The 22,986-nt window shown below is 66.4% G+C and carries 21 protein-coding genes and 1 pseudogene; 11 read left to right on the plus strand and 11 right to left on the minus strand.

The features are described from left to right. The first annotated feature begins 18 nt into the window (after positions 1–18). Both F0P97_RS25025 and F0P97_RS25030 read left to right on the plus strand, forming a co-directional pair. Entirely contained in the window at positions 19–516 is a 498-nt protein-coding gene (locus tag F0P97_RS25025) for a c-type cytochrome (RefSeq protein ID WP_182284779.1), read from the plus strand. Between the two features lie 18 nt (positions 517–534). Further along, positions 535–1,080, plus strand: a complete 546-nt coding sequence (locus F0P97_RS25030) for a RidA family protein (protein ID WP_182284780.1) — start codon at positions 535–537, stop codon at positions 1,078–1,080. A gap of 64 nt (positions 1,081–1,144) precedes the next feature. On the opposite strand, the gene F0P97_RS25035 is transcribed toward F0P97_RS25030, so the two are convergent. The 5 genes from F0P97_RS25035 to F0P97_RS25055 all read right to left on the minus strand — a co-directional run bounded on the left by F0P97_RS25035 (position 1,145) and on the right by F0P97_RS25055 (position 6,692). Beyond that, the gene (locus F0P97_RS25035) at positions 1,145–2,770 is read right to left on the minus strand and encodes an MFS transporter (RefSeq protein ID WP_182284781.1); all 1,626 of its coding nucleotides are present in this window, start codon (positions 2,768–2,770) and stop codon (positions 1,145–1,147) included. Further along, positions 2,760–3,170, minus strand: a complete 411-nt coding sequence (locus F0P97_RS25040) for a DoxX family protein (RefSeq protein WP_182284782.1) — start codon at positions 3,168–3,170, stop codon at positions 2,760–2,762. The genes F0P97_RS25035 and F0P97_RS25040 overlap by 11 nt, the downstream gene beginning before the upstream one ends. Position 3,171: 1 nt before the next feature. After that, positions 3,172–5,061: an amidohydrolase gene (locus F0P97_RS25045; protein WP_182284783.1), complete on the minus strand. Its 1,890-nt coding sequence runs from the start codon at positions 5,059–5,061 to the stop codon at positions 3,172–3,174. Between the two features lie 151 nt (positions 5,062–5,212). Continuing rightward, positions 5,213–5,887, minus strand: coding sequence for an isochorismatase family protein (locus F0P97_RS25050; protein ID WP_182284784.1), 675 nt, complete (start codon positions 5,885–5,887; stop codon positions 5,213–5,215). Between the two features lie 85 nt (positions 5,888–5,972). Continuing rightward, entirely contained in the window at positions 5,973–6,692 is a 720-nt protein-coding gene (locus tag F0P97_RS25055; RefSeq protein ID WP_182284785.1) for a pirin family protein, read from the minus strand. A 177-nt stretch (positions 6,693–6,869) separates the two neighbouring features. Here F0P97_RS25055 and F0P97_RS25060 point away from each other — a divergent pair, with 177 nt between their 5' ends. Further along, positions 6,870–7,772, plus strand: a complete 903-nt coding sequence (locus F0P97_RS25060) for a LysR family transcriptional regulator (protein ID WP_182284786.1) — start codon at positions 6,870–6,872, stop codon at positions 7,770–7,772. A gap of 109 nt (positions 7,773–7,881) precedes the next feature. Here F0P97_RS25060 and F0P97_RS25065 read toward each other — a convergent pair whose 3' ends face one another. The 3 genes from F0P97_RS25065 to F0P97_RS25075 form a co-directional block, all read right to left on the minus strand. Beyond that, positions 7,882–8,856 (minus strand): Bug family tripartite tricarboxylate transporter substrate binding protein, encoded by a 975-nt coding sequence (locus tag F0P97_RS25065; protein ID WP_182284787.1) that lies wholly within the window; start codon positions 8,854–8,856, stop codon positions 7,882–7,884. A gap of 100 nt (positions 8,857–8,956) precedes the next feature. Further along, positions 8,957–9,991, minus strand: coding sequence for a TraB/GumN family protein (locus F0P97_RS25070; protein ID WP_232538052.1), 1,035 nt, complete (start codon positions 9,989–9,991; stop codon positions 8,957–8,959). A gap of 24 nt (positions 9,992–10,015) precedes the next feature. Beyond that, the gene (locus tag F0P97_RS25075; protein WP_182284789.1) at positions 10,016–11,086 is read right to left on the minus strand and encodes a fumarylacetoacetate hydrolase family protein; all 1,071 of its coding nucleotides are present in this window, start codon (positions 11,084–11,086) and stop codon (positions 10,016–10,018) included. Positions 11,087–11,195: 109 nt separating this feature from the next. On the opposite strand from F0P97_RS25075, the gene F0P97_RS25080 reads away from it, so the two are divergent. The 8 genes from F0P97_RS25080 to F0P97_RS25115 all read left to right on the plus strand — a co-directional run bounded on the left by F0P97_RS25080 (position 11,196) and on the right by F0P97_RS25115 (position 20,796). After that, the gene (locus tag F0P97_RS25080) at positions 11,196–11,987 is read left to right on the plus strand and encodes an IclR family transcriptional regulator (RefSeq protein WP_182284790.1); all 792 of its coding nucleotides are present in this window, start codon (positions 11,196–11,198) and stop codon (positions 11,985–11,987) included. A gap of 25 nt (positions 11,988–12,012) precedes the next feature. Continuing rightward, positions 12,013–13,173 (plus strand): DUF3108 domain-containing protein, encoded by a 1,161-nt coding sequence (locus F0P97_RS25085; protein ID WP_182284791.1) that lies wholly within the window; start codon positions 12,013–12,015, stop codon positions 13,171–13,173. A 284-nt stretch (positions 13,174–13,457) separates the two neighbouring features. Next, the gene (locus F0P97_RS25090) at positions 13,458–13,757 is read left to right on the plus strand and encodes a DUF3567 domain-containing protein (RefSeq protein WP_182284792.1); all 300 of its coding nucleotides are present in this window, start codon (positions 13,458–13,460) and stop codon (positions 13,755–13,757) included. 238 nt (positions 13,758–13,995) lie between these two features. Further along, entirely contained in the window at positions 13,996–15,453 is a 1,458-nt protein-coding gene (locus F0P97_RS25095) for an MFS transporter (RefSeq protein WP_182284793.1), read from the plus strand. 13 nt (positions 15,454–15,466) lie between these two features. Beyond that, positions 15,467–17,008 carry an FGGY family carbohydrate kinase gene (locus F0P97_RS25100; protein WP_182284794.1) on the plus strand — a complete coding sequence of 514 codons (1,542 nt, stop codon included), beginning with the start codon at positions 15,467–15,469 and terminating at the stop codon, positions 17,006–17,008. Beyond that, a complete protein-coding gene (locus tag F0P97_RS25105; RefSeq protein ID WP_182284795.1) occupies positions 17,005–18,687 on the plus strand; it encodes a glycerol-3-phosphate dehydrogenase/oxidase in 1,683 nt (560 codons plus the stop codon). The genes F0P97_RS25100 and F0P97_RS25105 overlap by 4 nt, the downstream gene beginning before the upstream one ends. Continuing rightward, positions 18,681–20,228 carry an FAD-binding oxidoreductase gene (locus F0P97_RS25110; RefSeq protein ID WP_182284796.1) on the plus strand — a complete coding sequence of 516 codons (1,548 nt, stop codon included), beginning with the start codon at positions 18,681–18,683 and terminating at the stop codon, positions 20,226–20,228. The genes F0P97_RS25105 and F0P97_RS25110 overlap by 7 nt, the downstream gene beginning before the upstream one ends. 1 nt (position 20,229) lies before the next feature. Beyond that, on the plus strand, positions 20,230–20,796 hold the full coding sequence (locus F0P97_RS25115; RefSeq protein WP_034390045.1) for a glycerol-3-phosphate responsive antiterminator: 567 nt from the start codon (positions 20,230–20,232) through the stop codon (positions 20,794–20,796). A 16-nt stretch (positions 20,797–20,812) separates the two neighbouring features. Here F0P97_RS25115 and F0P97_RS25120 read toward each other — a convergent pair. The 3 genes and pseudogenes from F0P97_RS25120 to F0P97_RS25130 form a co-directional block, all read right to left on the minus strand. Next, positions 20,813–21,010, minus strand: a pseudogene (locus F0P97_RS25120) (DUF1016 domain-containing protein); the annotation flags it as partial. A gap of 107 nt (positions 21,011–21,117) precedes the next feature. Further along, the gene (locus tag F0P97_RS25125; RefSeq protein WP_232538053.1) at positions 21,118–21,450 is read right to left on the minus strand and encodes a hypothetical protein; all 333 of its coding nucleotides are present in this window, start codon (positions 21,448–21,450) and stop codon (positions 21,118–21,120) included. Positions 21,451–21,755: 305 nt separating this feature from the next. Further along, entirely contained in the window at positions 21,756–22,865 is a 1,110-nt protein-coding gene (locus F0P97_RS25130; RefSeq protein ID WP_182284797.1) for an AbrB family transcriptional regulator, read from the minus strand. Positions 22,866–22,986: the final 121 nt, after the last annotated feature.

Here is a 22,986-nt window from a genome sequence, read left to right on the forward strand (position 1 = left end):
GCCACAAGGAACTTCACCATGCACATATTGCACCGTCTTTGCGCCACTGGCGCCCTGGCCCTGGGTCTCTCCGGCGCCGTCCTGGCCCAATCACAGGGCATGAAAACCCAGGATGTGAAAAACCTGCAAACACTGCAATCTGCAGCCGTTCTCTCCATCTCGCCCGCCGATACCCAGGCGCTGATGCAGAACTTCTCTGTGGTCCGCCCACGCTTCAGCCAGAACGGCGGAGAGACCCTGTACCAGGCCATCTGCCAGGGGTGCCACATGGTCAAGGGCGAAGGTGCCAAGGGCGCGGGCTTCTACCCGGCGCTGGCCTCCAACCCCAAGCTGGCAGCCGCTGCCTACCCGGCCTCGGTTGTCATGAACGGCCTGCACGGCATGCCGTCCTTTGCCAGCAAGCTGTCCGATGAGCAGATTGCCGACGTCGTGAACTATGTGCGCAGCAACTTCGGCAATCAGTACCCGGACAAGCTGTCTGCCGCCGACGTCAAACCCTTTCGCATCACCCCATAAATCCATTCAGGAGATCACATGAGCATCCCATCCATCTTCAAGACCGCAACCACTGCCGCCCTGCTGGGCGCTGCAGTCCTGCTCACCGGCTGCGCAGCCACCACCTCCGGCGGTGGCGATGTCCTGCGTTACAAGACACCGGGCTCGACCTTCCCCATCGCCGCAGCCGTGGAAATTCCCACCGATGCCCGCACTGTCTACCTCTCGGGCAAGGTACCGCCCGTGGTGGACAAATCCAAGCCCGCCGGCGATCCTGCTGCCTATGGCGGCGACACCGAAGGCCAGACCGTGGCCATCCTCAAGGGCCTGGAAGAGCAGCTCAAGGGCATGAATCTCGGCATGAGCGATGTGGTGAAGATGCAGGTCTTCCTGGTGGCCGATCCCGCCAAGGGCAACAAGATGGACTTTGCCGGCTTCATGCGTGGCTACACCCAGTTCTTTGGCACGGCTGCCCAGCCCAACCTGCCCGCACGTTCTGCCTTCCAGATTGCAGCCCTGGCCAACCCGGCCTGGTATGTGGAAATCGAGGTCGTGGCAGTGCGTGCCGCCAAGCCCGTCAAGTAAGTCACGCGCCGGCCTTGCATTCATCGCCGGCCCGGTCAGCGATGAATGTCGATTCCCGCGCTGCTCAGTGGGAGGGGAAGCCCGTTTCCTGCTGGGCGCTGCGCGTATCGAGCGCCAGGAAATGGTGAACCACGGGCTTGTCCGGCCCCTGGTGGTAGCGCAAAGCGGCGGCCTGCAGATCGGCGTCGGCCTTGGACACGCGACCATGCTGGCGCAGGTGCTCGGCCCAGGACTCGACCAGGAACCACTCGATCACCCGGCCCGGCTCGCCGGTGTGCTCGGCCACGCCCCAGGCATAAGCCCCATCGCGACGGCGCTCCTCGGCCACTTGCTGCATGGCCTGGAAAAAGGCGGTCAGGTCTTGATGCGCAATCCGGTACTCGATCTGAATCATGACCGGGCCGCGGTCGTGGGCCACGGGTTCAGCCAGCAGGGGCTCGGGCCAGTGGTTGGACGGCTGCAGATCGGCCTCGCCAGTGGGCAGCTTCACGCGGTGGAAAACCAGGGACACCAGCACCAGGCCAACGGCTCCGATCAGCAGCGTGACCGGCAGGCCCAGCAGGCCGGCGATCAGACCCCAGCCCAGACTGCCCAGCGCCATGGCGCCGTTGAACACCATCAGGTAGATGGCGAGACCCCGGCCGCGCACCCAGTTCGGCAGCACCGCCTGGGCCACGCCGTTGAGCGTGGTCAGCGCAACAATCCAGCCCAGACCCAGCACCAGCATCAGCGCCACTGCAGCCCACTGGGGCGGCGCCAGGCTCAGCACTGCCATCACCACGGCAGTAACCACCGAGGCCAGCAACACCAGACCGTCGGTATCGAGGCGCTTGCGCAGCTTGGGCAGCAGCACGGCACCCAGGATGGCACCGGCACCCACTGCACCCAGCATCACGCCATAAAAACCGGCCGTGCCGCCCAGCATGCGGCGCGCCACCAGGGGCAGCAAGGCCCAGACCGAGCTGGCGAACAGGAAGAACACAGCGGCGCGCAGCAGCACCACATGCAGTTCGCGGCTGGCACGGGCATAGCGCACACCGGCCCGGAAGGCGCCAAAGAACTGCTCGTTGAGCGCCGAGGCCTCGGCCTTGGGACGCTTCCACCAGATGAGGGCAGCGATCACGAACACATAGCTGAGCACGTCGAGACCGTATGCCGCTGCGGCGCCGAAACTGGCCAGCAGCAGACCACCGGCGGCCGGGCCGATGGCACGGGCGATGTTGATGCCCAAGGAATTCAGGGCCACAGCGCTCTTGAGTTCGCTGCGCGGCACCAGCTCGGGCACGATGGACTGCCAGGTCGGCCCCATGAGGGCGGCACCGATGCCGCCGACAAAGGTCAGGGCCACCAGGTATTCCACCGTGAGGGTGTTGGTCTGGGCCAGCACCAGCAGCGTGCCGCTCACGGCTCCCAGCAGCACCTGCACGGCGATCAGGAAGCGGCGACGGTCCAGGATGTCGGACAGCACGCCGGCCGGGATGGCCAGCAGAAAGACCGGCAGCGTGGCCGCCGTCTGAATCATGGCGACGGCCGTGGGGCTGGACGAGAGTTCGGTCACCATCCAGGCGCTGGCCACATCGCGCATGAAGCTGCCGATATTGCCCAGCACAGTGGCGGCCCACAGCACGGCAAAGACGGGAATGGCCAGGGGTGCGAAGCTGCCCGAGGCGTTTTTTCTGTTATCCGGCATGCGAGCCTCCGAGATCGTGCCAGGCGACGAGCAACATGCCGCCGACCAAGCCCCAGTGTTCAAAAAATGCGTTGGCAGCACGCTGGCGCTCGGCCTGCGGCGCTGCCCAGAAGCGGTCTGCCAGCAAGGCCGCCAGCACGGTGAATCCGGCCAGGGCCAGAGCCCCCAGCCAGCGGTACCAGCCCGTAAGGATCAGGGCCGAGGCCGCCAGCTGCAGCACCAGAGCGGCGGCTGCGATGGGTGCGGCCGGGGTCAGGCCCAGGGCCTTCACCTCGGCTACAGCCCCGCGGAAATCCCGGGCCTTGTACCAGCCACCCTGCAGGTAGGCCACACACAGGCACAGCAGGGCCAGCGACTGCACCCAGGGGGCGGTGGCTGCAGCGCGCAGCGCCTCACCCATGTCACACCGCCCAGCAGGCGCAGCCCAGCGCGCCCCAGAAGCCCTTGAGATCGGCCACGGGCAGCTTGCTGCTCCAGGCCGTGGCATGGGCATGCCCGTGCAGATTGCAGTTGCTGGCGCAGCCGCAGCTGGCAGCGGCGTTGCGCATCACGGACTGCAGCGGCGCGCCTTCCTGCACTCCCCAGGCGCCGTAGCCCTTGAAGGTGCGCACGGGGGACCAGTCAGGCATGGCCAGGGGCGGGGCCGATTCATCGAAGTCGGCGAAGGCGCCGACGCCGTAGACCACCTTGCCACCCACCACGGTGAGCAGGGCCGATGTGTCGGCAATGTCGGACTCGGGGCAGGCGAAGAAGTCGCGGTCGGGCACGATCAGGTCGGCCAGCTGGCCCACCTGGATGCGGCCTTTCTTGCCCTGTTCGTTGCTGAACCAGGTCACGTTTTCGGTCCACATGCGCAGCGCCTGGTCGCGGCTCAGGCAGTTGCGCTGGGGCGTGAGCTGCAGGCCGCCCACGGTCTTGCCCGTGATGAGCCAGGACAGCGAAACCCAGGGGTTGTAGCTGGCAACGCGGGTGGCATCGGTGCCGGCTGACACGTTGACGCCTTTTTCCAGCATGCGCTTGACGGGCGGCGTGGCCTCGGCCGCAGCGGCGCCATAGCGCTCGACGAAGTATTCGCCCTGGTAGGCCATGCGATGCTGCACTGCCACGCCACCGCCCAGGGCCGCAATACGGTCGATGGACTTCTCGGAAATGGTTTCGGCGTGGTCGAAGAACCAGTTCAGGCCGGCCAGGGGCGTGTCCTGGTTCACCTTCTCGAACACATTGAGCGCGCGGTCTATGGTCTCGTCGTAGGTGGCGTGCATGCGCCAGGGCCAGCGGTTCTGGGCGAGGATGCGCACCACTTCTTCGAGCTCGCCTTCCATGCCGGGCGCCAGCTCGGGCTGGGGCTGGCGGAAGTCCTCGAAGTCGGCGGCCGAGAACACCAGCATCTCGCCTGCGCCGTTGTGGCGGAAGTAGTCCGTACCCTGCTTGTACTGCGAAGTGGAGGTCCAGCGCAGAAAGTCGTCCTTCTCTTCCTTGGGCTTTTGCGTGAACAGGTTGTAGGCCAGGCGGATGGTGAGCTGGTCGGCATCGGCCAGCTCCTGAATCACGTCGTAGTCGTCGGGATAGTTCTGCATGCCGCCGCCAGCGTCAATGGCGCCGGTCACACCCAGGCGGTTGAGTTCGCGCATGAAGTGGCGTGTCGAGTTGACCTGGTAGTCGCGTGGCAGCTTGGGCCCCTTGGCCAGCGTGGCGTAGAGAATGGAAGCATTGGGTTTGGCCAGCAGCAGGCCCGTGGGGTTGCCGACGCTGTCGCGCAGGATCTGGCCGCCGGGCGGCTCGGGCGTGTCCTTGGTGTAGCCCACGGCACGCAGGGCGGCGGCATTGAGTAGGGCACGGTCGTACAGATGCAGGATGAAGACCGGGGTGTCGGGCGCCACGGCGTTCAGCTCGGCCAGCGTGGGCAGACGCTTTTCCACAAACTGGTGCTCGCTGAAGCCGCCTACCACGCGCACCCACTGGGGCGCAGGAGTCACATCCACCTGCGCCTTGAGCATGGCCATGGCATCGGCCAGGCTCTTCACGCCGTCCCAGCGCAGCTCCATGTTGAAGTTCAGGCCACCACGGATCAGATGCAGGTGGTTGTCGATCAGACCCGGCAGCGCACTGCGTCCGCCCAGATCGATGCGTTGGGTCCGCGCGCCGGCCAGGGGCAGGACTTCGCGGTCGCTGCCGACGGCACTGAAGCGCCCCTGGCTTACTGCCACGGCCGTGGCTGTGGGCTTGCTGCGGTCCAGCGTGGTGAAACGGCCGTTGAACAGGATCAGATCGGGGGTGGAGGGCTGGGTCATGGAGGTCTCCGGTGGTTCAGCGACGCGAAGAGTGCGCCAGATTTCGTAGCGAGCAGACCGAGATCGCATTGAGGACCGCTGCCGTACATGCGCACGGCGATAACCGAAGGTGCAAGATCGGTCTGCGCAGTAGAAAGATGATGTGCTCTTTTTAGCCTTCGTGGGCGCCGAACATGGTCTTGGCGTAGGTGATGCCGATGCCGTAGCCGCCACCCAGCTTCTTGGCGATGCCTGTGGTCATGTCATAAGTCTCGGTGCGGGCCCAGTCGCGCTGCATTTCCAGCAGGTATTGCAAGGACGTGATGGGCTGGGCACCGGCCTGGACCATGCGCTCCATGGCGCGGTTGTGGGCTTCGGTGGAGATGTCGCCGCAGGCATCGGCAATCACGAAGACCTCAAAGCCCTGGTCCAGCGCCGACAGGGCCGGTCCGACGATGCACACGCTGGTCCACAGGCCGGCCAGCACGATGCGGGGCTTGCCGATCTCGTTGACCTTGCGGATCACGGCCTCGTCTTCCCAGGTATTCATCGAGGTGCGATCCAGCAGGGACTGACCGGGGAAAGGCGCAGTCACTTCCTCGAACATGGGGCCGGAGAAACTCTTTTCTGCCACGGTGGTGAGGATGGTCGAGGCTCCGAAGCCGGCGGCAGCCGAAGCGACCAGGGCGGCGTTGGAGCGCAGTTGTACGGGGTCGATGGAGTGCGTGGCAAAGGCCATCTGCGACTGGAAGTCGATCATGATCAGCGTGTGGTCATGGGGGTTGAGCAGCTTGGCACCGGGCTTGGCGACGGCGATGGGACGGGCGTTGGCGTTGGCGTTGGTCATGGTGAAACTCCTGGGTAAAACGTGAGCGAGAGGCTGCAGGGGAAACAAGAAAGCAGAATGAAAACCGGGGTGTGAAAACTGTTGCTTACAAGGTGGGCAGTTCGCGGGGACGCAGATCAAAGACCAGCACCTCGGCACCTTCTCCCTGATCGAAGCGCAGGGCCCCGGCGTTGCGGATGCGGGCGCCGTCGCCTTCGGACAGACGCTCTCCGTTCACGCAGAGGCTGCCGCGGGCCACATGCACATAGACATGGCGCTCGGGCCCCACATCGAGTTCGGCGCACTCTTCACCGTCGAACAGCCCGGCATAGACCCGGGCGTCCTGGCGCACGGCCAGCGTGCCGTCCCGGCCTTCGGGGGCGATGATCAGGCGCAGGCGTCCGCGCTTGTCGGCATCGTCCACATGGACCTGCTGATAGCGTGGAGCGGCGCCACGCTCTGCGGGCACGATCCAGATCTGCAGAAAGTGCACCGGGTCCTGGGCCGAGTGATTGAACTCGCTGTGCTCCACACCGGTGCCGGCGCTCATCACCTGCACGTCGCCGGGACGGATCACCGAGCCCGTGCCCATGGAGTCCTTGTGCTCCAGGGCGCCATCGAGCACATAGGAGAAGATTTCCATGTCGCGGTGGCCGTGGGTGCCGAAGCCCTGACCGGGGGACACATGGTCGTCATTGATGACCAGCAGATCCGAAAACCCTTGCTGGTTGGCATCGCGGTAGTGGCCGAAGGAGAAGGTGTGGCGCGATTGCAGCCAGCCATGGTTGGCGCGACCGCGGTGGTTGGATGGGCGAACTTCAAGCATTTCTATCTCCTAGACAATCGATGGTGTTCACACTTCCTGCTGCTGGCCTGCCGGCCTTGTTTTGCTGCATTCCGTGTGGCGATGAATGAAGTATCCGCGGCCTGATATGCGGTCATGCTGAAAGAAAATCCTCTCAATCATCGATAATTTCGATGATTATTTTTCAGGCACCCCAATATGCTCAAACTCTCTCTGGAAGCCATCGAACTGGTGGACACCATTGCGCGCCATGGCTCGTTCGCCGGTGCGGCAGAGCGCCTGCACAAAGTACCGTCAACCATCTCCTATGCCGTGTCCAAGCTCGAGGAACAGCTGGGGCTGAACCTGTTTGTGCGCAACGGCCCGCGCGTCAGTCTCACGCCAGCGGGCGAGGAACTGCTCAAGGAAGGGCGCTGGCTGCTGGCGGCCGCGCGTCAGCTCGAATCTCGGCTGCGCCAGATCGCCACGGGCTTCGAGACCGAAGTGCGCCTGGTGCATGACTCGTTGATCCCCACCAGCGCCTTGGGCGCCGACATTCAGGCCTTCGAGGCGCTGAACAGCGGCACGCGTCTGCGCATCGGCAGCGAGACGCTGACCGGCACCTGGGAAGCCCTGCGCGAAGGCCGGGCCGACCTGATCGTGGCTGCGGGCGAAGGCCCGGCCGGCGGCGGCCACAAGGCCGTGGCCGTGGGCCAGCTCGATTTCGTGTTCTGCGTGACGGCCAGCCACCCGCTGGCGCGCCTGGGCCGGCCACTGGCGCGCAGCGACCTGCTGGAACACACCGCCGTGGTGGTGGGTGACGGCGCGCGCTCGCTGACCGACCGCACCGTGGGCCTGCTCACCGGCCAGCGACGCATCACCGTGCCGAGCATGCAGGCCAAGATCGAATGCCAGGCCGCCGGGCTGGGCCACGGCTTTGTGCCGCGCGCCTGCGTGCGTGTGGAGCTGGAGACCGGGGTGCTGGTGGAACTGGCGGTGGAAGAGCCGCGTCCGCCCGAAACCTTCTGGCTGGCCTGGCGCAGCGATGCCCGCGGCCGGGCCCAGCAATGGTGGCGCGAGCGCCTCAGCCGCCCACTGCTGCCCGGCATACTTCCCTACTGAAACGGCCCTGCAACGCAAGGAGGCAGGGCCGTGGTGATGTGAGCCGACGAGGTCTGCGGCAACGGTTCAAGCCATGCCCGGGACCTCGCGAAGCTCAGGGACGGGACTCTCAGTCCAGCTTCACGCCAGCCGTCTTGATGACCTCACCCCAGCGCTTGGCTTCGGTGCGTGCCATCTGGTGGAACTGCTCGGGCGTGCCGGGAAGGGCTTCCATGCCGAAGTCGGCCATGCGCTTGACCACATCGGGGTCCTTGAGGGCTTTTTGCAGGTCTGCATTGAGACGCTGCACGATGGCTGGCGGCAATCCCTTGGGACCCAGAATGCCCTGGAAGGCGTAGACCTCGGAATCCTTGAGACCCAGCTCGGCCAGCGTAGGCACGTTGGGAAGATTGGGCACGCGCTTGGCCGTGCCTATGGCCAGGGCCCGCACCTTGCCGGACTGAATCACGGGCAGGCCCGATGCCAGATCCAGGAACATGCAAGGCACCTGGCCGCCCATCACATCGGCCAGCGCGGGCGCGGCGCCCTTGTAGGGGATATGGGTCAGGCTGGTGCCGGTGCGGTTCTTGAACAGCTCCATGGCCAGATGGTGGGGCGAGCCATTGCCGGGCGAGGCGTAGTTGAGCTTGCCGGGGTTGGCCTTGGCATAGGCCAGGAATTCCTTGAAGTCCTTGGCTTCGAATGCGGGGTTGACCACCAGCGCCATGGGGAAGCGGCTGATGCCGCCCACATAGGTGAAATCCTTGTCGGGGCTGAAAGGCAGCTTGCTGAACAGGTGTTCGTTGAACGCCAGGATGGCGTTGTCGGCCGACATGATGGTGTAGCCATCAGGCTTGGCCGCAGCAACGAGCTGGCCGCCGATATTGGTCGAGGCGCCCGGACGGTTGTCCACCACGATGGTCTGGTTCAGCGTCTTGCGCATGGACTCGGCCACGGTGCGGGCCAGCACATCGGTGCCGCCTCCGGGTGGGTAGGGCACAACCCAGCGCACGGGGTTGGCAGGCCAGTCCTGCGCCATGGCGAAGGGGGATGCGGCAGCAGCCGAGCTGGCTGCCACGGCAGCCAGGAATTGACGACGATCCATCGTTTGTCTCCTTGAGGGTGATGTAGGGGGGTTGTGGAATGATTTTTGGACCCCGCCAGGCTGCCTTTTTCTATTAATTGATAGCTGCCTGCGCTTGTCTCTATTCGGTTTGAATCGGTTTTGACTCCGATTTCTGTATGGGTGGCAGTTTGAAGCTCACGCGCTCGACCTGATAGCCTTTCTGACGCAGCAGCTCGGGCAGCCCCATGGGCCCGACCATATGCAGTGCACCCACGGCAGCAAACACGGTCTTGCCCTGCTGGAGCTGACGAACAATGCCATCTGCCATGCCCGGATTGCGTCCATCCATGAGGCGCGCGTACTTGAGCCGATCACGCTCGGTCTTGATGCAGTCGCACCAGTCGGCATAGTTCTCCAGCTGTTTTTCGTTGCCGCTGGCCCAGATATTCGCCAGTTGCTGCAGGATTTCCGGAGCCTTGGGGTCATCAAGCTGGTCCAGCCCGTCGCGCACGCTTTCCTGCACCTCCAAGGGATCGTCGGAAAGCAGCTCCTCGAGCTGGGTCTGCGCCGACTCCAGCCCCACCACAGGCTTGTGCAACGCATGGGCCATGCCTGCCAGCAGCAGATCGGCGCCAAACTCGGCCACCAGTCCCTGCTTGCGGCCCAGTTGGCTGACCAGGCCCAGCAGTTGGGCGTCCGGACGTTGTGTGCTCAGATGCTCGGCACAGGCCTGCTTTCGATGCTGCGCCAGCCGGGCCTCCAGCTCTGCGGGCAGCGCAGGGGCGTCGACACGGGCCTGGAAGCCTTCAATCAACTGCTGCATGACCTGCGGATTCAGCACATCGAGCTCCAGCGCCAGCAGGTCCACCCCGTACATGGAGCGCACGATGGTGCGACCGGGCAGGATCCACTCCCGCTTGCCCACATGCAAGGTGCCGTAAAGCCAGCTGGTGCGCTCGCCGTCCTGCACGCGCCAGAGCAGGCCCCTATCCTGCACATGGGGGGCCATGGCCTGCACTTCGGCCGGTGTTGGCGGGCTGAACGGCGGCGGGCAACTGGCAGCAGGTTCGGCGGCTGGTTCTGCCGCCATGGACAGGCCCGTCAACAAGGCGAGCGCCATGGCCGGCACGGCCTTCAGAGGCAAAATCCAGCGCGAGAGATTAAGACTTGGCATGGGCATGACGACTGCAACGAGAGCTTAGTCTTCGGAGCTATCCACAGGCTGAGCTTCGTGCAAGTCATCCTTGCTGCCGCCGGGCGGCGCAATGTTCTGGTCGATGGCGCCGAAGATGCTCTGGCCGTCCTTGCCCTTCATCTCGATGCGGATGGTGTCGCCGAACTGCATGAACTCGGTCTTGGGCGTGCCGTCCTGAATGGTCTCTATGCAGCGCTTTTCGGCAATGCAGCTATAGCCCTTGGGCCATTCCATGCGCTTGTTCTTGCCGCTGCCGGTCTCCACGCCCTTGTTGCTCACCGTGCCGCTGCCCACGATGGAGCCGGCACGTACATTGCGGGTCTTGGCGATATGGGCGATCAGTTGGCCGAAGTGAAAAGTCATCTCCTCGCCCGCATCGCACATGCCGACCTTGCGGCCGTTCCAGGTGCTCTGCAGCGTCAGATGCAGGCGGCCGCTCTTCCAGGCATCGCCCAGCTCGTCCAGTGTCACGGCCACAGGGCTGAAGGCCGTGGCGGGCTTGCTCTGAAAGAAACCAAAGCCCTTGGCCAGTTCGCCGGGTATCAGATTGCGCAGGCTCACGTCATTGGCCAGCATGACAAGACGGATGCCGCCCAGCGCATCCCTGGCATCCGTACCCATGGGCACATCGCCGGTGACGACGGCAATCTCTGCCTCGAAGTCTATGCCCATGGCCGTGCTGGGCACGATCACATCGTCGCAGGGGCCGATAAAGTCATCGCTGCCGCCCTGGTACATCAGCGGGTCGGTGTAGAAGTTGGCCGGCACCTCGGCATTGCGCGCCTTGCGTACCAACTCCACATGGTTGATATAGGCCGAGCCATCGGCCCACTGATAAGCTCGCGGCAGCGGTGCCATGCATCGCCGGGGATCGAAGGGAAACGCGTGGCGGGCCTTGCCGCTATTGAGCTCGTACGACAGATCCTGCAACTGGGGGGCCATATAGCTCCAGTCATCCAGCACCTGCTGCATGCGGTTGGCAATGCCGGTGGCATAGCAGGCCTGGCTCAGGTCGCGCGAGACCACGATCAGTTGTCCGTCGCGAGAGCCATCCTTGTAGGTTGCCAGTTTCATTCTCTGTCCCTCTGCTCACGGCAGCGGTGCTGGCACAATGCCTGACAACGCTAGCCAAAATTACGATTGGTTAAATTGATTTAACTAAACAAAACACGATTCTATTGCAATGGAAAAGGAACGCGCAGGGATTCAGTCGGTCGAAGTGGGTTTCTCCCTCATCGAAGCGCTGGCGCAGGCCAGCGGCCCGCTGATGCTCAAGGATGTCGCCGCCGCCGCCGGCATGAGTGCCGCCAAGGCGCACCGCTATCTGGTGAGCTTTCAGCGCATCGGCCTGGTGGCGCAGGACGAGCGCAATTCGCGCTACGACCTGGGTCCTGCGGCACTGAAGATCGGTCTGGCCTCGCTGGCCCGCCTCGACCCGGTGCGTCTGGCGCGGGAGCGCATTCCGGCGCTGCTCGAGACCCTCAATCACACGCTGGCCATTGCCGTCTGGGGCAACCATGGCCCGACCATCGTGCATTGGGAGGAATCGGCGCAGTCTGTCACCGCCAATCTGCGCCTGGGCGACGTCATGCCCATGCTGGCCTCGGCCACGGGGCGCTGCTTCGGCGCCTGGCTGCCACGCGAGGCTACGGCCGCGTTGCTGGAGCCCGAGATCGAGCGTGCACGCAAGGCCAGACGCCAGGACCTGCCCCAGACCGAAGAGGCCGTTGCGGACATGCTGGCCGAAGTCCGTGCGCGCGGCACGGCCCGCGTGGTCGATACCGTGCTGCCGGGCATCGTGGCCTTCTGCGTGCCGGTCTTCGATGCCTCCGGCCATATCGTGCTGGGGCTTATGACCCTGGGCTCGCTGGCGACTTTCGACCCGGACTATGGTGGAGCCATCGACGCGCCGCTGCAGGCGGCCGCCCGCCAGCTCTCCAGCGATCTGGGCTGGCGCGCCGCTCCCGGCCACTGAAACCCGCAATCTCCGAATCACGCTCATGGGCCGCTCCCCTCAGGCAAGCCAGGCACGCAAGACACTGCTGCCCATCACCGGCTTGGTGCTGGCAGCCCATGGGCTGTTGCTCTGGGGCCTGCCCGAACTGAGCCCGCCGGACAAGGCAGCGGACGACCAGATCGTGATGGAGACGCGTATGCTGCAGGCGCCTCCTCCTCCGCCTGCACCCGCAGCGCCCAAGCCGGCTCCAACTCCAGCTCCGGCGCCTCAACCCAAGGCTGCACCCCGTGCGCCAGCGCCGACTCCTGCTCCCGTGCCAGCTCCCGTACCGGACGAACAGGAGTCGGCGTCAAATCCGCCTCCAACTCAGGAGCAACAAACGCAGGAAGCGCCTGAAACAGAAGCACCCGCCAATACAGGGCAGCCCGCTGCTGCTGCAGAGCCGGTTCCCGAGCCCATGGCCGAGCCTCCCGAAGCCAATGCTGCCGACACGGCCCGCCCCATCCAGGTCACGCCCGCAGGCAGCGCGCCGCTGCCGCCAGGCTCTGTACTGCCCGTCACCCTGCCCAATTCCGCCACGCTGGAGTTCAACGCCTCGGGTCAGGTCAAGGGTTTTCAATACTCGGCCGGCGCCCAGCTGCAATGGCAGCATGACGGCCAGTACTACCAGGCCAGACAGTCGATCAGCATGTTCTTGCTGGGCGAGCGCTCCCAGACCAGCGAGGGGCTGATCACGCCCAAGGGCCTGCAGCCGCTCAATTTCAGCGACAAGGGGCGCAAAACCCAGTCCGCCGCCTTCGACGTAGCCGACGGCAAGGCGCACTACAGCGGCGGCCAGACCGATGCGGCGATTGGCGATGGCGTGCAGGACCGCCTCAGCGTGTTTCTGCAGCTCTCGGCCCTGATGGCTGCCGCCCCCGAAAAATATCCGCCAGGCACACTGATAGAACTGACCACCAGCAGCGCACGCTCAGCCGTGCGCTGGCAGTTCCGCGTGGGTGCCAGCGAGGCGCTGGAGCTGCCATTTGGCAGCGTCATGGCGCTGCGTCTGGACAAGCTGCCCGGCAAAAGCAGCAGCGACCAGCGCGGATCGGTCTGGCTGGCACCGTCCATGCAATACCTGCCCGTGCGCATCAAGCTCACCCAGGGACAGGACGACTTTGTCGACCTGCAGCTCAAGAAATATCTGCCCGCGCCGCAATAGCCTCCATGCCGTACCCTGGCATAAACCCCGAGACCACTGCGCCCAAAGCGCTCACTCACCTCCCTGCCAAGGCCTGCAACCTGCATCGGCTCGGGCTGAACGCTGTCGCGCCGTTCAAGGACTTGCCTACTACAGATCGGGAAAGCCGGTTGCCCACAACCATGTCCAATCCATGGAATACTGTGCCCAAGTGCCAAGAGCAGGCATTTCCACCTTGAAATGCGGCACCCTGTCGCCATATCCATGGCAGGCATGCTCATAACGGAAGTGAAAGGAGGAACACCATGCAAATGCTTTACGACTCTGAATCCTTTGCGGTGCTCCATCTGCGTCCCGATATGGAGGCAGACGTTCCGGCAGGCACAGCCAAGGCCGAGATCCAGCAAGCCCATCAACTGCCGCGCCACGGCTTCGAGATCGTGGACAAGCGCTCGGGCAAGGAGGTGTATCTGGACGGCTCCTGGGCCGAAATGTTCCAGAAGCAGATCCTCGCCTGGCAGCAGGACGCCCCCACCGAGGAGGAAGTGGAAGAAATTCTCGACACCTACACGGGCCTGGCCCAGCAGCCTGTCGTGGTTCACTAACAGCACACAGCGCAGGGTCCCAAGAAGGGAGTTCGCGCCAGGCCCGCCGCAGGTTCTCTGCAGCGGGCCTTTTCTTTGGGCGCGGCCATTGCGCGCACCCTGGTGCTTTCACTGATCCGCAGGCTGCGCTTGCTGCCTAGAATCGCCGCACAGGTTCAAGATTTGAAGACCATCTGTGAGATGGTCTTGTCGCGCCTGTATGGTCTGCCGGCCTCTTGCAGAAACACAGGAGGCCAGCATGCAGACCAGCATCCACAGGGTTCGCGGCGTTCAGGATGTCATCGCCTACATCGACGCACGCCAGGGCATTTCAGGCCGCGCCGGCACCATCTGGTGGCTGGCACTCGGCGGACTTTTCCTCGACGCATTCTCCAACTCCGCACTCAGCGTGGGCCTGGGCCCCATGACGCGCGACCAGCAACTGACGCCGGCCGAAGTGGCCTGGATGACGTCGCTGGCCTCCTGGGTGTCCATTGCCTTCAATCCCATCGGCGGCTGGATGGCCGACCGCTGGGGCCGCATGCGCCCCCTGGTCATCGCCAAGGTGCTGGCCGTGGCCGGTGCGCTGCTGGTCAGCATGGCGCCCGACTACGCCACCATCCTCTTCGGCCGCTTCTTCGTGGGCGCGGCCTATGGCATCGACTTCGCCATCGCCATGGCGGTGCTGGCCGAGTTCACGCCCGCCCGACTCAAGAGCCGGCTCAATGTCTGGCAGGGCATGTGGTACATGGCCGTGTGCAGCAACCTGGTGCTGGCGCTGTGGTTCCATTCCTGGGATGTGGGCGATTCGCTGTGGCGCTATTCGGTGGCCGCCACGGCGGTGTTCGGCCTGTTCATCCTGGGCATGCAGGCTGCGCTGCTGGTGGAAAGCCCGACCTGGCTGGCACGCAAGGAAAGGCTGGATGACGCCGCCCGCGCCATGACGCGCATCTACGGCGCCCGTGGCCACCGCTTCGAGGCCGCGCCGCCCGCCGAACGCCTTCCCGTGCTCAACCCGGCGCGGCGCGGGCTGGCCAATGTACTGCTGATCTTTCGCGGCATCTACCTGCCGCGCACGCTGCTGGCGGCCACGGTGCAGATAGGCCAGTCCATCCAGTACTTTGCCGTGGGCTGGTACCTGCCGCTGATCAGCGCCTCGCTGTTCGGCAAGGACTTCCGCGAGGCCACGCTGGGTGCGCTGGTGTTCAACGTGTTCGGCATCGTCGGCGGATTCCTGTCGCCCGTCATCGGGCGCCGGCTGGGCCTGCGGCGGGCCTCGGCCTTCGGCTTTGCGCTGGTGTTCCTGATGCTGCTGGTTCTGGGCCTGTTCAACGGCCGCATGCCCATCTGGCTGGCCGTGGCCGTGCCCTCGCTGTTCATCCTCTTTCATTCGGGCGGGCCCGGCGCCAACGGCAAGAGCCTGTCCACGCTATCGTTCCGCAGCGAGCTGCGCGCGGGCGCCAATGGCGTGATCGGCGCGCTGGGCGCCATGGGCGCGGCGCTGGGGCTGCTGGTGTTCCCGCTGTTCCGCCAGCAGTACGGGCTGGAGAACACCTTCCTCATCCTGTCCGTGGTGCCGCTGCTGGCCAGCATCGTCTGCTTTTCCATCCGCTGGGACCCCACGCGCACCACGGTGAACCCCGACGACGAGCCCGGCGCGCCCCAGTTCGCGGACGACGCCGCCCCGCCCGCCAAGATCGCTCAAACCACCGCCTGAAAGAGAGCACTCCATGCACCATGAAGCCGTGATCCTCTGCATCGACGAAGGCACCTCGGGCACGCGCGCCGCCGTCGTGGGGCGCGACGGGCAGGTGTCCGCCCAGGACTATCTGCCGCTGGAAATCCACTGCCCGCGCCCCGGCGTGGTCGAACAGGACGCCGACCTGCTGCTGGAGCGCACGCTGGACGTGTGCCGCCGCGCCATCGCCCGCGCCCAGGGCAGCGGCCAGCAGATCGTGGCTCTGGCCATTGCCAACCAGCGCTGCTCGGCCGTGCTCTGGGATACGGCCACGGGCCGTTCGCTGGCGCCCATCATGGTCTGGCAGGATGCGCGCCACCGCGACGAACTGGCCCTGCTGGCCGGCGACTGGGATGCCCGGCTGATCCGCCACGCGGGCCGGCCCGTGGGCGTGCGTTCGCCCTACCTGTGGGCCGCGCACAAGCTGCGCGAATGCCCGGCCGTGGCCCAGGCCTGGCGCCAGCGGCGGCTGGCCTTCGGCACCATCGACTCCTGGCTGCTGTGGCATCTGTCGGATGCGCGCGCCGTGGTCACCACGCCCACCAATGTGACCTCGGGCAACGCCTATGCGCTGGGCGAGCACCGCTACCTGCACGACTGGCTGGACGCGCTGGAGTTTCCCGCCGAACTGCTGCCCCGCCTGTGCGAAGACGTGCAGGACTTCGGCCGCACGCGCACCGAGCTCCTGGGCCTGGCCGTGCCCATCCTGGCCTGCGCGGGCGACCAGCATGCGGCGGCCGTGGGCCTGGGCTGCCTGGAGCGCGGCCAGGCGCTGTGCGTGCATGGCACGGGCAGCTTCGTCGATGTGCTCACGGGAACAAAGCTGCCCGCGCATGACGCGGCCCATGAAAGCTCGCTGACCATGACGGCGCGGCGCATGGGCGGTGTCTCGCGCTATGCCATCGAGACCTATGTGCCCACCACGGGCTCGGCGCTCAACTGGATCTGCGAGAAGCTGCAGTGGTTCGACAACCCGCAGCAGATCAGCACCCTGGCCCGCGAGGCCGAGACGCCGGCCGACCTGGTCTTCATCCCCGCGCTCACCGGCCTGCGCCTGCCGGCCATGGAGCCGGGCGCGCGGGCCTCGATCTCGGGCGTGTCCATGGCCACCTCGCGGCCGCAGCTGGCGCGCTCCATCCTCGAAGGCATTGCGCATTCCGTGGCCTCCTGCGTGCAGGCCGACGAGGCGGCAGCAGGCACCGAGGTGGGCGAGCTGCTGGTGGGCGGCGGCCTGTCGGGCAGCGATGCCCTGCTGCAGATCCAGGCCGACCTGGGCGGCCTGCCCGTGCGACGCCTGGCCGATACCGACAAGGCCAGCCTGCGCGGCATCGCCTTCATGGCCGGCAGCGCGGGCCTGCTGTGGGACGGGCTGCCGCAGGCCTGCGCCACGCTGCGCACCGAAGCGGTCTTCGAACCGCGCATGGCGGTCGACGAGCGAAGCGAGCGCCGCAGCATCTGGCGCGCCCGCGTGGGCGACGAACTGGCCCGCGCCCGGGCGCCCGGGCGCGCCGCCGCCCTGGAGGGCCGCGCATGATGCAGTGGCCCTTCGACAAGGAACGCAGGGACAGCGCCATGCTGACCCAGACTGCACCGCTGCAGCTGCAGCGCGCGGACCAGCTCGCGCGGCTGGGCGACGAGGCATTCGACCTGCTGGTCATCGGCGGCGGCATCACCGGCGCCTATGCCGCGCTGGACGCCAGCCTGCGCGGCCTGCGCGTGGCCCTGGTGGAGAAGGACGACTTCGCCTCGGGCACCTCGTCCAAGTCCTCCAAGATGGTCCATGGCGGCCTGCGCTACATCGAGCAGGGCAACCTGGGACTGGTGCGGCACTCGCTGCTGGAGCGCCAGCGCCTGCGCCGCAATGCGCGGCACCTGGTGCAGCGCCTGCCCTTCCTGTTTCCCGTGATGGAGCGCGACGGCGTCTTCGACGCCCGCCTGGCCAAGGCCTTCGGCAGCCTGCTGTGGACCTATGACCTGGCCGGCGGCTGGCGCGAAGGCATCCTGCACCGCAAGCTCGGCAAGGCCGAGGTGCTGTCGCACTGTCCGACCTTCCGCGAAGAGCAGCTCCTGGGTGGCTACATGTACTTCGATGCGCGCGTGGACGATGCGCGGCTCACGCTGGCCGTGGCGCGCACGGCGGCCTTCCATGGCGCGGCCGTGCTCAACCATGCCCGGGCCACCGCCATCACGCGCAACGCCCACGGCGGCGTGGACGGCGCCATCGTCCAGGCCGATGGCCGCGAGATCACGGTGCGCGCGCGCAGCGTGGTCATGGCCACGGGCGTCTGGCTGCGCGACTGGGATGGCCGCAGGCCCGACCAGCAGGCGCAGCTGCACGTGCGCCCCGCCAAGGGCGTACACGTGGCCATTCCCTGGCTGCGCATACGCAACGACTGCACCGTCACCATCCCCGTGCCGGGCCGCAGCCGGCGCGCCACCATCACGCGCTGGGGCGATGTCTCCTACCTGGGCACCACCGACGAGGACTATGCGGGCAGCCTGGACGACGTGCACTGCACGCGCGCCGAGCTGGACTTCCTGCTCGAAGGCGCCCGATCGGCGCTCAAGGTGGACCTGTCGCCCGAGGACGTGGTCGGCTCCATCGCCGGCTGCCGCCCCCTGGTCGGCCCGCCCGGCGGCAAGACCGTGGAGATGAAGCGCAACCACGAAATCCATGTGGCGACCGACGGCCTGGTCACCATCGTCGGCGGCAAGCTCACCACCTCGCGCCACATGGCCGAGCAGACCGTGGACGCCGTGGAAAAGCTGCTGGGCCGGCGCACGCGCTGCACCACCACCTCGGCCTTCCTGCTGGGCGCGGCCGGCTACGACGCCCAGGCCATCACGGCCACGGGTGGACTGTCGGCCCATCTGGGCGAGCGCTACGGCACGGAAGCGCGCTTCGTCAGCGACATCCTCGACGCGCATCCCGCGCTGGCCCGGCCCATCGTCGAGGGACTGCCCCACACCGAGGCCGAAGTCCTCTACGCCGCGCGCCACGAAATGGCGCGCACGGTGGAAGACGTGCTCTCGCGCCGCATGCGCGCACGCCTCATGGCGCGCGATGCATCGGCCCGCGCCGCAGCGCGCGTGGGCGACATCCTGGCCCAGGAACTGGGGCTGGCACCTGCGCAGATAGCGCAGCAGATCCACGACTACCGCCGCGCCATGGAGCGCGAGAAACAGATTTTGATGGGAGACATCCAATGCTGAGCAAAGACGCAATCGCCCGTGGCTACAACCGCCGCAACTACGTGGTGGGCGCCCCCACGACCCCAGGCTGGGCAGCACAGGCCGCACCCGCATCCGAAGGTGCGGCCACTGGCAGCCCCTGCGGCCTGCAGCACAAGCCAGTGGCCGTGCCCGAGGCGGTGCTCGCCGCACTGCGCGCCGCCTGTGACCGCGTGCAGACCGAGCGCGCCGACATCGTCGCCGGCACGCGCGACTGGTGGGCACGCACCATGGTGGCCGAAACCTCGGGCCACCCGGCCACGCCGCAGGCCGTCATCGCCCATGCATCCACCGTGGAGCAGGTGCAGGCCGTGATGCGCATTGCCGATGCACATGCCATTCCCGTCACCGTCTCGGCCGGGCGCAGCAACGTCACGGGCGCGGCCCTGCCCCTGCGCGGCGGCATCGTGCTGGACCTGTGCGCGCTCAACCGCTTCATCGCGATGGACGAGCAAAGCCAGATCGTCGAGGTCGAGGCCGGCATGTTCGGCGACGTGTTCGAGGAAACCATCCAGCGCCGCCACGGCATGACCATGGGCCACTGGCCCTCGTCCTTCGGCATCAGCACCGTGGGTGGCTGGGTGGCCTGCCGGGGCGCAGGCCAGTTGTCCACGCGCTACGGAAAGATCGAGGACATGGTCCACGGCATGGACGTGGTGCTGGCCGATGGCCGCCTCGTCACCGTGGGCGGCTACGCGCGCGCGGCCATCGGCCCGGACCTGCAGCAGCTGTTCATCGGCTCGGAAGGCACGCTGGGCGTGATCGTGCGCATCCGCTTCAAGCTGCACCGCCTGCCCGACCACGGCCGCGCCATCGCCTATGGTTTTGCCAGCTTTGCCCAGGGCCTGGAGGCCTGCCGCCAGATCCTGCAGCAAGGCGCCAACCCCGCCGCGCTGCGGCTGTACGACGCGCTGGAAAGCGGCGTGCAATTCGACCGCAGCGACCTTAACGTGCTGCTGATCGCCGACGAAGGCGCGCCCGAGATCGTCGATGCCGTCATGGCCATCTGCGAACGTGTGTGTGCACCTTTGGGTGAACGGCTGGACGGTGCCGCCACCCTGGAGCGCTGGCTGGACACGCGCTACCTGACCGGCAAGAGCGCCGAGGGCTTCAAGAAAGGCCCGGGCTTCGTCGCCGACACTCTGGAGATGTGCGGCCCCTGGAAAGACCTGCCGGCCATCTACGAGGAAGTGGTCGCCGCGCTGCAGGCCATCCCCGGCACCCTGGCCGGCTCGGCCCACCAGTCGCATGCCTATGTGGATGGCGCCTGCCTGTACTTTTCGCTGCGCGGCGAGGTGGCCGTGGACCAGCGCGCCCAGTGGTACCGCGCGGCCTGGGACGCGGCCAACGCCGTGCTGCTGCGCCACGGCGCCACGCTCAGCCACCACCACGGCGTGGGCCTGCTGCGCGCGCCCTACATGCGGCAATCGCTGGGCCCGGCCTTTGCCCTGCTGGAGGCCACCAAGCGCATGCTGGACCCCAAGAACCTGCTCAACCCCGGCAAGCTGGGGCTGGACCTCTGACATGGGCCGCCCGGACAACTCCCTGGGTGCGCGGCTGGCGCGCCGCCCCGTCATCGCCACCCTTTACGGGGCCGAGCAGATGGACGCGCTGCTGGCCAGCCAGGCCGAAGTCGCCATCGTCGCCAACATCGAACTGCGCCGCCTGCGCTCGGTGATCTCCACCATCACAGGGGCGGGCAAGATCGCCATCGTCAACATCGACAGCTGCGACGGCATCTCGCCCGACAAGGGCGGCGTGGACTACCTCGTGGACCTGGGCGCCAGCAGCCTGCTGTCCACGCGCGTGGCCACCATCCAGCGCGCCAACAAGGCCGGGCTGCTGACCATGCAGAAGGTCTTCGTCACCGACCGCTCCACCTGGCCACGCAGCATCAAGGCGGTGGAGCAGAGCGACCCCAACCTCGTGCAGATCATGCCCGCCCCCATGCTGGCCCACATCACCGAGGCAGAGCGCCGCATCCTGCCGCCGCTCGTGGCCTCTGGCTTCGTCTGCAGCCAGGACCAGGTGCAGCAGGCGCTGGCCGGTGGGGCGATTGCGGTATCTACCAGCGACAGTGGGCTTTGGTGAGGAGCGGCTGCCAGGGTCATGGTTGGCCAGCATCCGTGTGGAGCACTCGCCGAGACTCCTGCCTGCGTCGAGTGCTCTCCAGCTCTTTTTGAAGCAACTCGGCATCCGGCAATACCATCCGGTAGTTGGCCGCCATCGCCTTGGTCGACAAGCCATCCAGCGCATACCGCGCCAAGGCATGGCCCTTGTCGGCGCACAGGATCAGGCCGACCGGCGCGGCGGCAGATTTGCCCGCTGCCACAGGTGTCCTCCTTGTCATTGCGTCACCTTCACGGCACAGGACAACCGGAGGGTTGCCTTCCGACAGCCCGGCCCTGCGCCTCAGCTCCCTCGCCGGCTCCGCATCTTCACGCGCTCCACCAGATCCTTGAGCAGATCGAAGTGCAGACGCATGTGCTTGAGCAAGTGGCGGTAGCGTGAGCGAGGCAGCTTGAAGGCCTTGTCGGCAAGCTGAATGGCGCTGGCCGCCATGTGCCATTGCTGCTCGAATGCCGCATGGTCCTGCGGCGGATCGGCCTGCATGCGCCGAATGTGTGCCAGCGCAAGTTCCACCGCGCATGCCACTTCGAACTGGCGCGCATTGCGTCCCCGCTTGTCGTGGCAGGCCTGGGGAAAGCGCCGCCAGCGTGCTCTCCGCCATGGACAGCGAGACATGCATGGCCTTCTGCCAGGTGGGCGAGGTGGGGGATGGGGTGGCTTTCTCTGTTTCCGGGCAAGGCAGCGCATGCACTGCCACGCGGGCAGCGTTTTTGGAGGAGGTCATGGGTCAGCCCTCCCGCTGGTGGAGAGGGCTGATGGAGACAGGCTCGGCATGATGGCCGGCCAGGGAGGCGGAAGACATGGTCTTGATTCCTGGGTGAACAAGACCCCGATTGACGGTGGGGGCTGCAACGCCGGTTCAGGTGTTTCTACGCACCGGGCCTTTCGGCTTGCCGCCAAGTGTAGCGATACAAGCTGCTCTACTGCACCGTCCGGCCCGGCAGGCGCCCGCGCGCTTCCACCCAGCGGAACAGCGGCGCCACCAGCAGCAGCACGGCAATCAGCCGGCAGACCTGGAAGGCCGTGACCACGGGCACGCCCAGCTGCAGCACCTTGGCGGTGATGGCCATCTCGGTGATGCCGCCCGGCGAGGTGCCCAGCAGCAAGGTTACCCAGGGCAGGCCTGTGGCAGCGTGCAGCAGCCAGGCGAAGCCCGCGCAAACCGCCATCAGCCCCACGGTACCCAGCGCCACCATGCCCAGCCAGCGCGGAGCGGTGTGCAGGAACTCACGTCGAAAGCGCACTCCCAGGCTGACGCCGATCACCAACTGTGCGGCATTCATCAGCCATTGCGGCACGGCAGACAGCTCCAGGCCGGCCATGGTCAAGCCCATGGATACGGCCAGCGCACCCAGAAACCAGGGATTGGCACGCCTGAGCCTGAGCATCAGCAATGCCCCGGCGCCAGTGGCCAGCGCCAGCCAGGCAAAGCCCGGCCATTGCACATTGCGCACGCTGGGCAGCGTCAGGCCGGGGTCGCCCTGCAGCCCCGCCCATTGCAGGGCAAAAGGAATGCTCACCGTGACTATCACCAGCCGCAGGCTGTGCGCCGCAGCCACCAGATCGGTGCGCGCATGCTCGCGCTCGGCCAGCAGCGTCATCTCCGAAGCCGCACCTATCGCCCCCGAGAAATAGGTCGTGGCGCGCAAGCGCTCTTCGTCCATGCCCGGTTGCCCCAGCATGGAGGGGGCCTGCACGCGATACAGCCAGCGCCCGAAGGCCCAGCCCAGCAACAGGGCCCAGGCAATGGCCAGCGCAATCGCCCACCACAGACCGGCGACCAGCTCGGTCACCGCAGGCGTGAAATACAGGCCCAGAGCGCCGCCTATCGTCCACTGCCCCAGATCGCGCAGCCTGGCCCAGCTTTGGGTGGGCGCCCCGCCTATCGATAGCAGGGAGATGGAAATCAGCGGACCCAGCATCCACGGCAGCGGCGTATGCAGCACCAGACAGAGCTGGGCTGCCAGCCATGCCAGCAGCAAAGTAGCGGCCACACGGGCCAGAAACACGGGGGGAAGCAATACGGACATGTGCACGGGAATCCGGCAAGGCACGACAATGGACGCGCGACAGGGGCAATGCCCCGCAGTATCGCGGCAAAACTCGGTGGGCAAAGCCGGTGGGAAATCTACAGCTACGAAGCCATGCCCC

The sequence above is a fragment of the Comamonas testosteroni genome, assembly GCF_014076415.1.
In the GTDB taxonomy this organism is placed as follows: Bacteria; Pseudomonadota; Gammaproteobacteria; order Burkholderiales; family Burkholderiaceae_C; genus Comamonas; species Comamonas testosteroni_F.

Coding starts and splice junctions, on each gene's coding strand:
- F0P97_RS25125 (WP_232538053.1), bottom strand. CDS start 21,450: ATGTCTCGCTGTCCATGGCGGAGAGCACGCTGGCGGCGCTTTCCCCAG.
- F0P97_RS25080 (WP_182284790.1), top strand. CDS start 11,196: ATGGAAAAGGAACGCGCAGGGATTCAGTCGGTCGAAGTGGGTTTCTCC.
- F0P97_RS25050 (WP_182284784.1), bottom strand. CDS start 5,887: ATGACCAACGCCAACGCCAACGCCCGTCCCATCGCCGTCGCCAAGCCC.
- F0P97_RS25110 (WP_182284796.1), top strand. CDS start 18,681: ATGCTGAGCAAAGACGCAATCGCCCGTGGCTACAACCGCCGCAACTAC.
- F0P97_RS25115 (WP_034390045.1), top strand. CDS start 20,230: ATGGGCCGCCCGGACAACTCCCTGGGTGCGCGGCTGGCGCGCCGCCCC.
- F0P97_RS25035 (WP_182284781.1), bottom strand. CDS start 2,770: ATGCCGGATAACAGAAAAAACGCCTCGGGCAGCTTCGCACCCCTGGCC.
- F0P97_RS25055 (WP_182284785.1), bottom strand. CDS start 6,692: ATGCTTGAAGTTCGCCCATCCAACCACCGCGGTCGCGCCAACCATGGC.
- F0P97_RS25070 (WP_232538052.1), bottom strand. CDS start 9,991: ATGCCAAGTCTTAATCTCTCGCGCTGGATTTTGCCTCTGAAGGCCGTG.
- F0P97_RS25105 (WP_182284795.1), top strand. CDS start 17,005: ATGATGCAGTGGCCCTTCGACAAGGAACGCAGGGACAGCGCCATGCTG.
- F0P97_RS25025 (WP_182284779.1), top strand. CDS start 19: ATGCACATATTGCACCGTCTTTGCGCCACTGGCGCCCTGGCCCTGGGT.
- F0P97_RS25100 (WP_182284794.1), top strand. CDS start 15,467: ATGCACCATGAAGCCGTGATCCTCTGCATCGACGAAGGCACCTCGGGC.
- F0P97_RS25095 (WP_182284793.1), top strand. CDS start 13,996: ATGCAGACCAGCATCCACAGGGTTCGCGGCGTTCAGGATGTCATCGCC.
- F0P97_RS25060 (WP_182284786.1), top strand. CDS start 6,870: ATGCTCAAACTCTCTCTGGAAGCCATCGAACTGGTGGACACCATTGCG.
- F0P97_RS25030 (WP_182284780.1), top strand. CDS start 535: ATGAGCATCCCATCCATCTTCAAGACCGCAACCACTGCCGCCCTGCTG.
- F0P97_RS25090 (WP_182284792.1), top strand. CDS start 13,458: ATGCAAATGCTTTACGACTCTGAATCCTTTGCGGTGCTCCATCTGCGT.
- F0P97_RS25085 (WP_182284791.1), top strand. CDS start 12,013: ATGGGCCGCTCCCCTCAGGCAAGCCAGGCACGCAAGACACTGCTGCCC.
- F0P97_RS25075 (WP_182284789.1), bottom strand. CDS start 11,086: ATGAAACTGGCAACCTACAAGGATGGCTCTCGCGACGGACAACTGATC.
- F0P97_RS25040 (WP_182284782.1), bottom strand. CDS start 3,170: ATGGGTGAGGCGCTGCGCGCTGCAGCCACCGCCCCCTGGGTGCAGTCG.
- F0P97_RS25065 (WP_182284787.1), bottom strand. CDS start 8,856: ATGGATCGTCGTCAATTCCTGGCTGCCGTGGCAGCCAGCTCGGCTGCT.
- F0P97_RS25130 (WP_182284797.1), bottom strand. CDS start 22,865: ATGTCCGTATTGCTTCCCCCCGTGTTTCTGGCCCGTGTGGCCGCTACT.
- F0P97_RS25045 (WP_182284783.1), bottom strand. CDS start 5,061: ATGACCCAGCCCTCCACCCCCGATCTGATCCTGTTCAACGGCCGTTTC.